Here is a 14,524-nt window from a genome sequence, read left to right on the forward strand (position 1 = left end):
GAGCAAACCACCCCTTTTAGGGGTGGTTTTGATTTGGCACCGAGATGCGCAATGCTGCCGGGCTGTCCACAGGCTATTGAATTGTCGGTGCATGAAAAAAGCCGACATCCCGCCTCGGGGAGGAGGCGGGAACGCACCGAGTAGACGGAGGGGTGCGGAGCGCGGTCGCGTCTCGACTGACAACGTTGCCCATCGACGGGATTATTGTAGCGCATGGGCGCTTCTTGGTTTATCGTGTCGAGCGCTTGTGTTGTGCCGTTGCCTGTGGCGGCGGTGTGCTACACTCTTGCACTGCTGAGTGGGCCAGACGGTCGCGCGATGTACTGCTTGCGGTACGCGTGAGGAAAGTCCGGGCTCCAGAGGGCGGGATGCCGGCTAACGGCCGGGCGGAGTGATCCGACGGAAAGCGCCGCAGAAAAGAAGACTCCCACCTGCGTCGCAAGGCGTAAAGGGAAAAGCTGAAACGGTGGTGTAAGAGACCACCAGCGTCGTGGCAACACGGCGGCTTGGCAAGCCCCATCCGGAGCAAGCGCGAATAGGAACGCTATGGGCCGGCTCGGTCCGCGTTCGGGTAGCGTGCGTGGAGCTGCACGGTAACGTGCAGACAAGATAAATGACCGTTCACGACAGAACCCGGCTTATCGGCCCACTTGGCACTTTGTTGACGCTGCGAACCCGTCAGCGCGGCAATCTGCCTTTCAAACCTTCGGGCATGACCATAAGGTCAATGCCCTCGGCTTTCAAGGCACCTTGCTCGCGCTGACGGGTTCTCGCTTTCGTTGACGGAATCATCGGCGTTGCCATTCTTTTTACTAGGGTTATCGTATTATTGAGGCTGTTTGTTGCTGCGCTTTATTTTGTTGAGGGGCTTTGTTGGACAGCTATTTTACTCTGCAATCGAATATTGAGGTTTCGGGCGAGTTTGTGGACCGCAAGAGCCGGTTTATTGCCCAGCTGGTCCATATTGAGTCCGAGGACGAGGCGAATGCCTTTATCGAGATGGTTCGCAAGCGTCATTATGACGCTCGACACAATGTTCCCGCGTGGATTTTGGTCGATGGACGCGAGCGCCAGAGCGATGATGGTGAACCGAGCCGCACGAGTGGTATGCCGACGCTCGAGGTGCTGCGCGGTGCGGGGCTCAAAAATGTTTGCTGCGTAGTGACACGCTATTTTGGTGGCACGCTGTTGGGGCCTGGTGGTTTGGTGCGCGCCTATACCGCGGCGACGCAGGCGGCGGTGGCCGCGGCTCAGGAGGCCGGGCAGATCGTCGAGATGACGAGCGTCGTGCCGGTTGATGTGCATGTGGCCTATCCACAGTATGAGCAGGTGCTTCGCTTGGCGCAGGATTCGGGTGCCAAGGTTTCGGATACCGATTACGCGGATGCTGTGACACTTCACTTGGTGTTTAAAGCGGGGGAGCAAGAGCCGTTTTGCGCTAAGATGCGCGAGCTTATGGCGGGGCGCGAGGAGATTGAGGTCAGCGCTCCCGAGTTTGCTGAGTTCTAACGACGACGGCCGGCGTGCATTTGGATGAATCCCAAGCGCGCCGGCTGTCGTTTTATGTCGCTGCCGTTTACTCGGCGAGCTGCTTTAGTACATCGCAGGCGATTTCGACGGCATCGTCGATGCAACCGGGGCAGCTGCGGAGCGGACCCTTATCCGATCCGACGCCCTTGAGCGTGCCGCAGACGGTCGTCGTGTTCTTCTCGCCAAAACGTTTGGCGATCTCGCGCGACAGTTTGTAGGTCTGGCCCTTGGTCTTGGGGTTTTCCATGCCATCGCTCATTACAAAGCCCATGATGGCCACGGCGCCCGAGATGGCGCCGCAAGTTTCGGTCATGCCGCCCATGCCGGCGCCAAAGCCCTCGGTGAGGGTAAAGGCGACCTGGGGGTCGAGCCCGACGGCGGGCGCGAGCGTGCAGGCGACGGCCTGCGCGCAGTTAAAGCTGCGGGCGTGGTATTCGGCAGCCTGAGCCTGGCAGGTGGCAGTGTTGAGCTGAGTGGTATCAATCTGCTTCATCGGTGTCTCCTTGATTGCGGTGTACCCGCCTATGGTACCCTTGCTGGCGCATTCGCTTATCGAGACCGCAGTGCATATCTCATTGTTTTTCGCCATCGAACACTTTCTTAAGATTTGGGACAAATAAACCTGATTAATTTGTCCCATAACCTATCGGCGGGATGGGTTGAGAGGGGTGTGCGGTAGCGGTATCGTGAATCGAATAAAACAAAACCCAAGTAAGGGAGTTGGATATGAGCGAGCAGACCATCGGTACGACGTGTGTTCAGGGCGGTTATCGCCCGGGTGATGCAGAGCCGCGTCAGGTGCCTATCTACCAGTCAACCACGTGGAAGTACGACACGTCCGAGCACATGGGCAAGCTGTTCGACCTGGAGGAGTCGGGCTACTTCTACAGCCGTCTGCAGAACCCCACGTGCGATCTGGTTGCCGCAAAGATCTGCGAGATGGAGGGCGGTACCGCTGCGATGCTCACGAGCTCGGGCATGGCTGCGAACTTCCTCGCGATCTTTAACGTGGCCGGTGCCGGCGATCACGTGGTCGCGAGCTCTGCCATCTACGGTGGTACCTATAACCTGCTCGCCCATACCATGGAGCGCATGGGTCTGACCTGCACGTTCGTTGCCCCCGATTGCACCGACGAGGAGCTCGAGGCAGCCTTTGAGCCCAATACCAAGCTCGTCTTTGGCGAGACGATCGCCAACCCCGCCCTTGCCGTGCTCGATATTGAGCGCTTTGCCAAGGCCGCGCATGACCACGGCGTGCCGCTGATGGTCGACAACACCTTCCCGACGCCCGTGATGTGCCGTCCCTTTGAATGGGGCGCCGACATCGTCACGCACTCCACCACCAAGTACATGGATGGACATGCCGCCTACCTGGGCGGCGTGATCGTCGACCACGGTCAGTTTGACTGGATGGCTCATGCGGACAAGTTCCCGGGTCTCACCACGCCCGATGAGAGCTATCACGGCGTGACGTATGCCGAGAAGTTCGGTCGCGAGGGCGCCTTCATTACCAAGGCCACCGCGCAGCTTATGCGCGACCTCGGCCCCATGCAGAACCCGCAGGCGGCCTTCTTCCTGAACAGCTCGCTCGAGAGCCTGCATGTACGCATGCCGCGTCATTGTGAGAACGGCCTGGCCGTTGCCAAGTTCCTGCAGAGCCATCCCAAGGTACGCTTCGTGAGCTATCCGGGCCTGGAGGGCGATAAGTACTATGACATCGCTCAGAAGTACATGCCCAACGGCACCTGCGGCGTTGTGAGCTTTGGCTTTAACGGTGGTCGCGCGGCAGCCGAGACCTTTATGAAGAGCCTCAAGCTCGCCCAGATCGCCACGCATGTGGCCGACGCCCGCACTTGCTGCCTGCATCCTGCTAATGCTACGCATCGCCAGATGAACGACGAGGAGCTCATCGCCTGCGGTATCTCCGCCGACATGGTGCGCCTGTCGTGCGGCCTCGAGGACACGGCCGATCTGATTGCCGACCTTGAGCAGGCGCTCGAGCAGTGCTAGGCTAGCGTTCGCACAAGGCGCCGATGCTGGCAGAAAGCTTCGGCGACCTTTCGTTCCGATTCCGTAGGCGGGACCCCAATCGCTACTGTTTACAGGCGATTGGGGCCCCGTTTTTGCGTTGCGCCACTCGAAAGGATGGATATGGAGAAAACCGCAGAGCAGCTGCGCCGCGAGCGTATTGCCCTAGAGGGCGACACCCATGGCAAGAACAAGTGGGCGATTCTGTTTACCGTGCTCATCATGACGTTTATGGTATGTCTGGATTCGACCGTCGTGACCGTGGCGCTGCCCGTGATGCAAAAGGAGCTGGGCGTGGGCCTCGACCACATCCAGTTGGTGAGCTCGGTGTACCTGCTTGCGACATGCGTGGCTATGCTGCCGTTTGGCCGCTTGGGCGACGTGCGCGGCAAGGTGGGCGTATTCCAGCTGGGTGTAATCGTCTTTACGGTCGGATCGTTGCTGTGCGGCCTTTCGGCCTCGCTCGAGGTTCTTATTCTGGCTCGCATTGTCCAGGGCGTCGGTTGCGCGGCGGCCATGGCCAACAACATGGGCATTATTACCGAGTCCTTTCCGGCGCGCGAGCGCGGCCGCGCCATGGGCATTCTCGCGACCTTCGTGGCCCTCGGCATGATGTGTGGCCCCGTGCTGGGCGGCATGCTGGCGGCAAGCTTTCCCTGGGAGAGTATCTTCCTCATCAACCTGCCCATTGGCGTCATCTCATTTATCGTGGGGCTCTATACGCTGCCGCATGTTAAGCCGGAGGCTGGTGAGCGCCCCATGTCCCTGATCGAGGCCGCTCGTCGCTGCTTTGCAAATTCGGCCTTCACCATCAACCTCGCCTGCATGCTCATCGTGTTCGTTGGTATTGGCGCATCTGAGTTTGTGCTGCCGTTCTATTTCCAGGATGCCCATGGCTTTAGCTCCGATATTTCCGGACTGCTCTTTTTGGCGCTGCCGATGGTGAATGCCTTTATCGGCCCGCTTTCGGGTACGGTTTCGGACCGTGTTGGCTGCGAGGGCCCTACGGCGGTTGGCCTGGGCGTGTACGTGTGCGGACTATTTGCGGTAAGCACGCTCGACGAGCACTCTTCCATCCCTGTGATCGTGTGTTGCGTCGCGTTTATGTCGTGTGGCACGTCGATTTTCCAAAGTCCCAATAACTCGCTGTATATGGGCTCGGCTCCGCGCGAAGCGCTCGGCTTTGCGGGCAGCCTGGGTAGCCTTGCGCGCTATGCGGGTATGGCAGTGGGCATTACGGCGGCATCGCATATCCTCTATGGGCAGATGAGCGTGGCGATGGGCGAGGCCGTGACCAGTATTGTTGCAGGTCGTCCGGATGTGTTCCTGTTTGGTTTTCGCTCGGTATTCTACGTGCTCATGGCTGTGGCGGCAGCGGGCTTTGCACTCGCCATGGTGCGTTTGGTGAGGATGCGCGCCCGCCATTAGTGTGTTGAGAGGCTGTCTGCCACGATTCGCGCCGTCCCAAAAAGACTGGTTTGTGGTGCGATGCGGCTTGTGGGGCGGTCGGGGGTCGGTCCGTGGTAGACTATCGAACAACGTTTATTAATCGCGCGGCATCCTTGCCGCGAGAAGGGGTTGCGCCATGCAGGAGCTTGAGGATCGTATTCGCCATGACGGCATCGTAAAGGCCGGTAACGTCCTTAAGGTTGATGCCTTCCTCAACCACCAGTGCGACGTTGAGCTGTTCGACCACATGGGCGCCGAGTGGGCCCGTCTGTTCGAGGGCGTCGAGATCAACAAGATCCTGACGATTGAGGCTTCGGGCATTGGCATGGCCTGCATCGCGGCTCAGCATTTTGGCGGTGTGCCGGTGGTCTTTGCCAAGAAGGCGCAGTCCATCAACCTCGACGGCGAGCAGTATGCCACGACCATCTACTCCTTTACCAAGCAAAAGGAGTACCCGGTCATCGTTGGTAAGCGTTTCCTGTCCGAGGGCGACAAGGTCCTGATCATCGACGACTTCTTGGCTAACGGCTGCGCGCTCGAGGGTCTTATCAAGATCTGCGAGGCCGCGGGTGCCGAGGTTGCCGGCATCGGCATTGCCGTGGAGAAGGGCTTCCAGGGCGGTGGCGATAAGCTCCGCGAGCGTGGCTTCCGCGTTGAGAGCCTGGCCCGTATCGCCGATATGGACTGCGAGACCGGCGAGATCACCTTCGCCTAAGCGCGCAACACAAGCGATTGGTATGCGATGTGACAAAGGGACTGTCCCTTTGTCACATTTTTTGTATGAGGGGAGGTGTTGATATGGATGAGAACAAGATGGGGTGGCGCGAGTATGCGCGCTATGCCGAGATGTCGGCCGAGGAGTTGGCGCGCGATTGCGAGGTGCAGGTGTTTCGCGCGACGGGTCCGGGCGGACAAGGCGTCAACACGACGGACTCTGCTGTGCGCATGAAACATGGGCCCACGGGGATTGTCGTGACGGCGCGCGAGAGACGTAGTCAGTTTCAGAATCGTGCGAGCTGTCTGCGTAAGCTGCGCGCTGAGCTTGAGCGTCGCGGGCGTCCACCGCGCCGACGCGTAAAGACCAAGGTGCCTCAGCGCTCTCGCCAGCGCAGGCTCAACGACAAACACTTCAACGCCATTAAAAAGGCCAGCCGTCGCAAGCCGGGTGGGGGAGGAATGATCTCTTCATAAGTTGCGGTGAAATAGGGACTGTTTATGCAGCTAAAGCCGCAAAACAGTCCCTATTTCACCGCAACTTAGGGGTGGCTAGTGGGTGGGGCGCCAGACGTTGAGGGCGCCGCCGAGGACGTCGACCTCGATGCGCGAGGCGACAACGGGCTCCCCGTCGGCCTGGATGGGGTAGTCGGGCTCCTCAAAGGTGAGCTCGGCATGGCGGCAGCGGCGCATGCGAATCGGCGGCAGTTTGGTATGGTGGCCGTCTTTGGCCGAAAGGAACATTGGCAGGGCAACCGCGCGTGGGACGGGGCCGCAGGCGTAGCAGACGTCGAGTATGCCGTCGCAGGGATCGGCATCGGGACAGATGCGATAGCCCGAGCCATAGGTGGGGCCCAGCTGAATTGCCATGATGATCGCCCTCACGCGCTCGGCGGGCGTGCCGTCAAAGCTGACTGTCATGGGGTAGTTGCGATAGCGCAGGCCAAACTGCTCAAGTCCCGAGAGGGTGTAGAGCGGAGCACCCGTCAAGCCGGTCTTTTTGCGCAACTCGGTGGTGCCCAGACCAATAGCGGCATCGATGCCGACCGAAAGCGTCTGGTCGTAGTACTCAACGGTAGCCTCGCCGCTGCCGCTCGCAGGGCTCCGCGAGCGAATGCGCCCGATGTCCTGACGCTGCAGCTCGCAGGTGAGCAGCGCGCCAAAATCCTTGCCGGAGAAATCGTCGATGCCGAGCGTCTGGGCAAAATCGTTTCCGGAGCCCACGGGCAGGACGGCAAGAGCGGGGCGGGCGTCCTCCTTTTGCGTCATAAGCCCGTTGACGACCTCGTGAATCACGCCGTCGCCGCCAAGGGCGATAACGGTGCGATAGCCCTGAGCCTGCGCGGCCAGCTCCTTGGCGTGTCCCATACGCTCGGTCAACACCAGGTCAAACTGGGATGCGCGTGCAGTCATGTCCAAAAAGCGCTGCAGGCGCTCGGCAACTTCGCGCGCCGCACCCGACTGGGCGGCTGGGTTGGCGATGATGAGCGTGCGACCAAAATCAGTTGCGTGCATGGGGCGACTCCCGGCGTGTGACATGACAGTGCGGTCGCGCTCAGGTCGAATTGCCCCCGATTGTGGCTGCACGGCGATTATTACATCTACTCTATCAGGTCGTTGTGGCGCTCGATAGCGTCCGCTACCGTACCGCCCTCATCCACAATAAGCGAACGGCGCTTGGGTGAGATGATGCGCTGGGCGGGGTACACGCCGCGGTGTCCGCCGGTTAGGTAGCTGATAAAGGCCACGATGACAAAGAACCCGGCGGCCGTTCCGTGGAACAGATCGATGGCCATCATACAGGTGGTGATGGGCACGTTGAGGCCGGCGCAGAAGACGCCGAGCATGCCGAGGGCCGCCAGAAAACTGGGGTCAAGCCCGGTAAGGCAACCGATCCAGCCACCGAGTGCCGCACCGATGCCAAACAGGGGCGTGACCTCGCCGCCTTGGAAGCCCGCGCCCAGGGTAAGCGCTGTGACGACCAACTTGATGGCTGCGTCCGCCAGGGTGGTGTTGCCTGCAAATCCGGCGCCGGAAAGCCACGTGGAAAGGCCGGCGTAGTTCCAGGCGTCGAGGAGGGCATAGGCGGCCAAAACCACGAGTGCGCCTATGAGTGCGCGGACGAGGTAATTGGTGATAAAGCGACTGTACAGGCTTTTGACGGTTCGAACCGACCAGGCAAAGAGGCGTGCCGTCAGGCCGAAGATAATGGCGCTGATAACAACGATGACAACCGTCCGTGGTGTCATGTTGGGAACGCTGGCGATGACATTCGCCTCGTACTCGGTTCCCAAGGCAAGCGACGTAAAGTAGCCGGTAAACGAGGCGACCAGGCAGTAGATGCCCGCGGTGTAGTCGATCTTGCCGATAAAGCACATCTCCATGCCAAAGAAAGCTCCAGCAAGGGGCGAACCGAATACGGCGCCAAAGGCCGACGAGATGCCGGCGAGCATGAGGTCGTGGTGGTCATGCTTTTTGAGGTGGGCGAGGCTCGAGATGTTGCTGGCGATGGTGCCGCCAATCTGCACCGCGGCTCCCTCGCGACCGGCCGATCCACCCGTTAGGTGCGTGAGCGTGGAGCAGACGAAGGTGAGGACGGCCATGCGCATATGGATGAGGCGTGTGCCCAGAGCGGAGTCGATGACCAGGTTGTTGCCTCGTTTGGCGGCAAGGCCGTGGTTTTTGTACACCCATGCGGTGGCAATGCCCACAACGGGAAGCAATGCGTAGACCCACGCGTGGTGCTCGCGATAGTCGGTCGCGATATTCAGCGAGGCCAAAAACGCCCAAGCGGCAACGCCCATGGCGAGCGAGACGATGACGACGAGCGCGAGCAACTTGGCGCTCGCGAGTAGGTTGCGGGCGTTGCGGCGCGTGTCGGCAGCCAAGAGATGCTCGGAGCGGGTGAGCTGTTGCCTGCCTGCCATGATGACGTCATTAAGGGAGAAAAAGCCGCCGTCGTCGAGCGACTGGGAATGATCCTGCGCCTCGTTTGCGCTTTCGGGTTTGTCGGTAAAAGCCATACGTTCCTCTTTTGGGTTGCAACACGAGCATTATAGAACGTGCCAAACGTGACAAACCGGCTGGTTGGTTTTGGTTCTGTTTCGCCGTCCGTTACCGACAGGTGTATTCGTGGGCACGGGCCGTGTCGCCGTCGTGCGGCGCGGGATTATACTGAGATAAACATAAAGAATCGGCGCCCGTGATGTGCGCCGTTGCATGCTAGAGGTGTATATGGCAGAGAAACTCATTCCGTTGGAGGACGCACAGGCGATCGTCTTGTCGCACGTGAATCGCACCGGAGTTGTCGAGATTCCCGTGTGGCAGGCCGCCGGTCTTCCCTTGGCAGAGGACGCGGTGGCCGATATCGACATCTCGCCGTTTGCCAACAGCGCTATGGACGGATATGCCGTGCGCTCGGCGGATTTGGCGCAGGCATCTGGTGAGGCGCCGGTGACGCTCGACGTTATCGGACACGAGGCCGCGGGCCATGTGTTTGAGGGCACAATTGGCGCGGGCGAGACGGTCCGCATCATGACGGGCGCGCCGGTGCCCGAAGGTGCCGATGCCGTTGTGAAATACGAGATCGTTGATGTGCTCGACGGCGATGGCAACGAGGGCTCGCGTGCGAGGTTCTCGACGCCGACAAAGGTGGGGGAGAACGTTCGCTCTGCCGCCGAGGAGGCCCATGCTGGCGATGTTGTGATGCACGCCGGCGAGGTCGTGGCTCCGGCGGGCGCTGGCTTGCTGGCGAGCGCCGGTTACGCGAGCGTGAAGGTCCATGCCGCTCCGCGCGTGGGCATCATCTCGCTGGGCACGGAGCTGGTCGCGCCGAACGAGCTGCCGGCGCGCGGGCAGATTCGCGACTCCAACTCGTCGGCGGTGATGGCCGAGGCGCTCGATGCCGGCGCCGAGCCCGTGTTCTACGGCATTGCGCCCGATGATGAGCGGGCGATTGCCGAGCTGGTGCATCGTGCCGTGCAGGAGTGCGATTTTGTCATTACGAGCGGTGGCGCCTCGGCAGGCGACTACGACTACGTGACGGCGCTGGTCCAGCGCGAGGGCGAGGTGCTGTTTGACCGCATCTCGATGCGTCCGGGCAAGGCCATCACGTTTGGGCTGCTCGGCGGCAAGCCGTATCTGGGGCTTTCGGGCAATCCCGCGGCGGCGTATGTGGGCTTTGAGATGCTCGCCCGCCCGGCGATCCGCAAGATGCGCGGTTTTGCCGAGGGGGCGCGTCCCGTGCAGCAGGCGATGCTCACGCACGGCGTGAAAAAGCGACAGCATCGCCGCTTCTTCGATCGCGCCACGGTTTTGCGCGACCCCGAGACCGGTGAGCTGTTGGTGACCGAGGCCAAGACGCAGAATTCGGCGTTGCTCGGCACGATGCAGCGGGCCAACTGCCTGCTGCGTATTGACGAAGGTCCGTGCGAGCTCAAGGCGGGAGACATCGTGGATGTTGTGCGTGTCGACCTGCCTGAGGGCGCCGTGTTGTAGGAGGAATGCTATGGAGCTGAAGATATCGATCGTGACGTGTTCGGATACGCGGGACCTTGCCCAGGACGAGGCTGGAGCCGCACTCGAGGAACTTATCGAGGCGCAGGGCTGGACGGTCGTCTCACATCTGGTCGTGCGCGACGACGTCAGCGAGATCGGTGATGCCATTGTGGAAGCCGCCGATGAGTGCCACGCCAATGTCGTGCTCACCTGCGGCGGCACGGGGCTTTCGATGCGCGATGTGACGCCCGAGGCGACGCGTGCCGTCTGCGATCGCGAGGTGCCGGGTATTGCCGAGGCGATCCGTGCGTACTCGATGACCAAGACGCGCCGCGCCATGCTCTCGCGCGCTATTTGCATGCAACGAGGTCATACACTTGTCGTAAACTTTCCCGGTTCTTCGAAGGCCGCTCGCGAAAGCTGGGAGGCCATAGCGGACCAGCTGGAGCATGCGGCTCAGATGACAGCGGGCGGCGGACATACCAACTAAGCGGTTTACCTGCGGCGGAGCGACCTGAACGGCTGCTCCGCCTTTTATTTGCGCCCAAGGGGACGGCATTCTGTAGGCATGCTTGAAACTATATTCTCAGACGAGAATAATTTCTCATAATCATTATTCGCACCGAAGTATAATCTAATTACAGAATAAAGCCCGCGGTGGGGTACCCGGGCATAAGGTCCGAAAGGGTTGAACATGTTCGATATGGTTTCTCGCCGCGGATTCGTCTCGCTCTCTGCTGTCGCCGCTGCCGGCCTTGGCCTTGCCGGCTGCTCTGGCAACAAGACGTCTGAGCCGACTGGCTCCGATGCCGGTTCTGCTAAGGCATCTTCCAAGAAAGCTGTCGAGCTGCAGGTCTTTGCCGCCAACTCGCTCGAGAAGGCTCTGCCCGAGGTTCAGGAGCTTTACACCGAGCAGACCGGTACCACGTTTGCCGACACGCAGTTTAAGGCGTCTGGCGACCTCGTTGAGCAGATGCGCGCCGGTGCCACGGTCGACGTGCTCATCACCGCTTCCAAGGGCACCATGGACGACGCCGAGGCCGTCGAGCTCGTCGATGCCGACACGCGTGAGGATATGTTCGTCAACGATCTTGTGATCATTCGCGCTGAGGGCTCCGACACCAAGATCGAGGCCATCGCCGACGTCGCGAACCTGGACGGCAAGATCGCCATCGGCGACGCCAAGACCGTCCCCGCCGGCAAGTACGCCAACCAGGCGTTGGCTTCCGTGGGTCTCTACACCGGCACCGAAGGCGACGACGGCAAGTATGCTCCCGAGATCGCCGACAAGGTCGCACTGGCCGACAAAGTTGGTACCGCTGCCGCCTATGTGTCCACAGGCGACTGCGTGGCCGGTTTTGTCTACAGCTCCGATATCTTCCGCTACGACGGCATCGAGGAGGCGTTCGTGTGTCCCGAGGACTCGCACAAGCCCATCGTGTATCCGGGCGCCGTTGCCGAGAGCTCCGAACATGCCGACGAGGCTAAGGCGTTCATCGACTTTTGCCTGTCCAACAAGAAGGCTCAGAAGATTTGGGCTAAGTACGGCTTTGAGCTTTCCGCGTAGTGCGGCTTGGCGCGATAATTCCATCGTTTTGTGTTTCACTCCGTCCTTGTATTCGCTTGGAGCTTTTCGTGCTTAATAGATTCCGCATGCTTGTCGCCTGTGCTTTGACCTTCGCGCTTTGCTGGATGCCGGGATTTGCGTTTGCTGGGGACGCTGAGGACGGGGCCCAGGTTGCTGCGACCGCTCATGGGCTTTCCTATGGGATCGAGGGTTTTGAGCGGTTGGCCAAGGGGACCGCTCGTGCCATGGAGGGCCAGCCTGAGGGCTACCGGTTTCCCGTTGACGAGGACGTGGACCTTGTAGCGGCGCCTGCTGCCGATCGCGTTGTGGTGTGGATATCGCCCAAGGCGGTCGAGAAGTTTGGATTGGATCCGCAGGACAACGAGTGCGTATCGGGTCTCAAAGCCCTCGTCTGTGAGCTCGACAGCTCAAACTGCATGGGAGGTGCGCAGCTAGGGGACGTGGATCTTCCTTGGTATGTCACGGCGGAAACAACGTTTGATACCGGCGGGTATACCTATGGCTTTGACGAGCGTGGTACGGATGGGGACCGCTATGTGGTGATTGCATCAGCCTCGGGTGATGCCAAGGGCGGCGCGCGTTGGCTTGATAGCGCTCAAATGGTAGAGGCATCGTCTGCCGTGTTGCGGGATGAGCGGGGGCCCTTGACCTCTCTGGCCTCCTTTTTGGGCGACATCGACTATCGCCCGTTTTGGGTGTCCATTAAAACGAGCGGCCTTGCCCTGCTGATCTCCTTTGCGCTGGGCCTGTTCGCCGCGTGGAAGACTATGGGTACCTCGAGCCGCATCAAGGGCCTGCTCGATTCGGTCTTTACGATTCCTATGGTGCTGCCGCCCACGGTCTGCGGCTTTCTGCTTCTCATGCTGTTTGGCCGCTCGACCGGGGTGGGCCAGTGGCTCATCGCGCACGGCATCTCGATCGTCTTTACCTGGCCCGCGGCGGTGATATCTGCCGTGGTAGTGTCGTTTCCGCTGGTCTACCGCACGACGCTCGGAGCCTTCGAGAGCCTCGACACGCAGATGCTCGACGCCGCGCGAACCCTGGGATGGTCCGAGCGTCGCATCTTTACCAAGCTTATGATGCCGCTTGGCTGGCCCTCGATTGCCGCCGGCACGGTGCTCGCCTTTGCCCGCGCGATGGGCGAGTTCGGTTGCACCCTGTTCTTTGCGGGCAACTACGCTGGCATTACCCAGACCATCCCCATCGCCATCTACTTTGAGTGGATGGGCGGCAACACGTCGGTGGCGCTCTTTTGGGTCATCGTCGTAATCGTGTTCAGCCTCCTGGTCATTCTGTTCATCAATATGTACACGGCGCATTCGCAAAAGTACCGTGAGCGCGGCCTGTCCCGCGCAGAGCGCAAGCAGGCCAAGCAGCTGGGCGGCCAGACCGATTCGCTCGACCCAGTCGGCGGCGATGCACTGCGTATCGATCGCGAGGCGCTGGCCGAGCTTATGCGCGATGACACGGTCGCAAAGGGAGGTCGATAAGCCATGTCGCTTGTTCTGGCTATCAAAAAGCGCTATCCGGGGTTCACTCTCGACATGCAGCTTGAGGCCGGCGAAGAGCGCGTGGCGCTGCTGGGCGCCTCGGGTTGTGGCAAGAGCTGCACCTTGCGTTGCATTGCCGGCGTGGAGACGCCCGACGAGGGCGAGATCGTCGTCAACGGCGTGACCTTCTTTGACTCGGCGGCGGGTATCAACCTGTCGCCCCAGGAGCGCAAGTGCGCCCTGCTGTTCCAAAACTATCAGTTGTTTCCCAATATGACGGTGGCCGATAACGTGTGCGCCGGCGTACAGGATGCGGGTGACGTCGCTGCACGCAAAAAGCTCGCCGAGCGCTATCTGGGCATTTTTGGTCTGGCCGATTTTGCCGACCGCTATCCCGCACGCCTCTCGGGTGGTCAGCAGCAGCGCGTGGCGCTTGCGCGCATGGTGGCGGCACACCCGGGCATTTTTATGTTCGACGAGCCCATGAGCGCGCTCGATGCCTACCTTAAGAGCGCGCTCGAGCAGAACATGCTCGACCTGTTCGACGTGTGCAACCGCACCGTGCTCTACGTGAGCCACGATATCGACGAAGCGTGTCGCCTGTGCCAGCGCATTTGCGTGATGCATAACGGGCATGTGGAGGAGATCGGCTCCGTCGAAGATGTGGTCCGCCGGCCGCAAACCTTGGCCGCGCTGCGCTTGACGGGCTGCAAGAACACGAGCCGTGCGCGCAAGATCGGCTACGAAGAAGTTGAGGCCCTCGATTGGGGCATGACCTTTAACGTGGGCCGCGAGGTCCCCGATGATGTGGCGTACCTGGGGATTCGTGCAAGTTACTTCCATGTTGACAACCGTGCCGAACGGGGCCGCAACAGCTACGATTTGCACGTGGCCCGTGTGAGCGATTCGCGTTTTGAGCGCTTGGTGCTGTTGGATGTGCCACGTACCGATGCGCCGACTCGCCTGCAGTGGAAGGTCAACAAGGTGGGCGTACCTGTAGAGGAGTTGCCACAGGCGGGGGAGACCTTGCGCATGCATTTTGATGCGAGCAGGATTCATTTGGTTTGTCGATAGCGCCGGGTAATGCCGTCGGGGGATATAAGCCTCGGCGGCTTTGTTTTTGCCGTTCACCGAATGAGGGATGACAAACTCCTATCAATCAAGATAATTATTTATTAAACGACGGCACACGATGCTGTCGTACGAATGTCAACGGTGTTCGCATGGT

The 14,524-nt window shown here is 60.6% G+C and carries 12 protein-coding genes, 1 other RNA gene and 2 pseudogenes; 11 read left to right on the forward strand and 4 right to left on the reverse strand.

Annotated features, from left to right (window positions below):
* Window positions 1–295 precede the first annotated feature (295 nt).
* Window positions 296–657, forward strand: an RNA gene (gene rnpB, locus DW913_RS07935) — RNase P RNA component class A.
* Between the two features lie 213 nt (window positions 658–870).
* Window positions 871–1,509, forward strand: a complete 639-nt coding sequence (locus tag DW913_RS07940; RefSeq protein ID WP_195403962.1) for a YigZ family protein — start codon at window positions 871–873, stop codon at window positions 1,507–1,509.
* 67 nt (window positions 1,510–1,576) lie between these two features.
* Here DW913_RS07940 and DW913_RS07945 read toward each other — a convergent pair whose 3' ends face one another.
* A complete protein-coding gene (locus DW913_RS07945; RefSeq protein ID WP_117629413.1) occupies window positions 1,577–2,023 on the reverse strand; it encodes a C-GCAxxG-C-C family protein in 447 nt (148 codons plus the stop codon).
* A 233-nt stretch (window positions 2,024–2,256) separates the two neighbouring features.
* Between DW913_RS07945 and DW913_RS07950 the strand changes: the two genes are divergently transcribed.
* A complete protein-coding gene (locus DW913_RS07950; RefSeq protein ID WP_117798163.1) occupies window positions 2,257–3,540 on the forward strand; it encodes an O-acetylhomoserine aminocarboxypropyltransferase/cysteine synthase family protein in 1,284 nt (427 codons plus the stop codon).
* 82 nt (window positions 3,541–3,622) lie between these two features.
* Here DW913_RS07950 and DW913_RS10300 read toward each other — a convergent pair.
* Window positions 3,623–3,724 (reverse strand): annotated as a pseudogene (locus tag DW913_RS10300) (hypothetical protein); the annotation flags it as partial.
* Here DW913_RS10300 and DW913_RS07955 point away from each other — a divergent pair.
* The 3 genes and pseudogenes from DW913_RS07955 to DW913_RS07965 form a co-directional block, all read left to right on the forward strand.
* The gene (locus DW913_RS07955; protein WP_117798164.1) at window positions 3,682–4,986 is read left to right on the forward strand and encodes an MFS transporter; all 1,305 of its coding nucleotides are present in this window, start codon (window positions 3,682–3,684) and stop codon (window positions 4,984–4,986) included. The pseudogene DW913_RS10300 and the gene DW913_RS07955 overlap by 43 nt on opposite strands.
* A gap of 157 nt (window positions 4,987–5,143) precedes the next feature.
* Entirely contained in the window at window positions 5,144–5,722 is a 579-nt protein-coding gene (locus tag DW913_RS07960; protein WP_006234139.1) for a xanthine phosphoribosyltransferase, read from the forward strand.
* Window positions 5,723–5,877: 155 nt separating this feature from the next.
* Window positions 5,878–6,198, forward strand: a pseudogene (locus DW913_RS07965) (peptide chain release factor-like protein); the annotation flags it as partial.
* 75 nt (window positions 6,199–6,273) lie between these two features.
* Here DW913_RS07965 and DW913_RS07970 read toward each other — a convergent pair.
* The gene (locus DW913_RS07970) at window positions 6,274–7,236 is read right to left on the reverse strand and encodes a diacylglycerol kinase family protein (protein ID WP_117798166.1); all 963 of its coding nucleotides are present in this window, start codon (window positions 7,234–7,236) and stop codon (window positions 6,274–6,276) included.
* Window positions 7,237–7,322: 86 nt separating this feature from the next.
* Complete coding sequence (locus DW913_RS07975; protein ID WP_199411053.1) at window positions 7,323–8,744, reverse strand: chloride channel protein; 1,422 nt, start codon at window positions 8,742–8,744, stop codon at window positions 7,323–7,325.
* A 211-nt stretch (window positions 8,745–8,955) separates the two neighbouring features.
* Here DW913_RS07975 and glp point away from each other — a divergent pair, with 211 nt between their 5' ends.
* The 5 genes from glp (at window position 8,956) to DW913_RS08000 (ending at window position 14,370) form a co-directional block, all read left to right on the forward strand.
* The gene (gene glp, locus DW913_RS07980; RefSeq protein WP_117798199.1) at window positions 8,956–10,218 is read left to right on the forward strand and encodes a gephyrin-like molybdotransferase Glp; all 1,263 of its coding nucleotides are present in this window, start codon (window positions 8,956–8,958) and stop codon (window positions 10,216–10,218) included.
* 10 nt (window positions 10,219–10,228) lie between these two features.
* Window positions 10,229–10,708, forward strand: coding sequence for a molybdenum cofactor biosynthesis protein B (locus DW913_RS07985; RefSeq protein ID WP_117798167.1), 480 nt, complete (start codon window positions 10,229–10,231; stop codon window positions 10,706–10,708).
* A gap of 204 nt (window positions 10,709–10,912) precedes the next feature.
* Entirely contained in the window at window positions 10,913–11,785 is an 873-nt protein-coding gene (gene modA / locus DW913_RS07990; protein ID WP_117798168.1) for a molybdate ABC transporter substrate-binding protein, read from the forward strand.
* Window positions 11,786–11,853: 68 nt separating this feature from the next.
* Entirely contained in the window at window positions 11,854–13,296 is a 1,443-nt protein-coding gene (gene modB / locus DW913_RS07995) for a molybdate ABC transporter permease subunit (protein WP_233542034.1), read from the forward strand.
* A 3-nt stretch (window positions 13,297–13,299) separates the two neighbouring features.
* Entirely contained in the window at window positions 13,300–14,370 is a 1,071-nt protein-coding gene (locus DW913_RS08000; RefSeq protein ID WP_117798170.1) for a sulfate/molybdate ABC transporter ATP-binding protein, read from the forward strand.
* Window positions 14,371–14,524: the final 154 nt, after the last annotated feature.

The organism is Collinsella sp. AM42-18AC, from assembly GCF_003467965.1.
GTDB lineage: Bacteria > Actinomycetota > Coriobacteriia > Coriobacteriales > Coriobacteriaceae > Collinsella.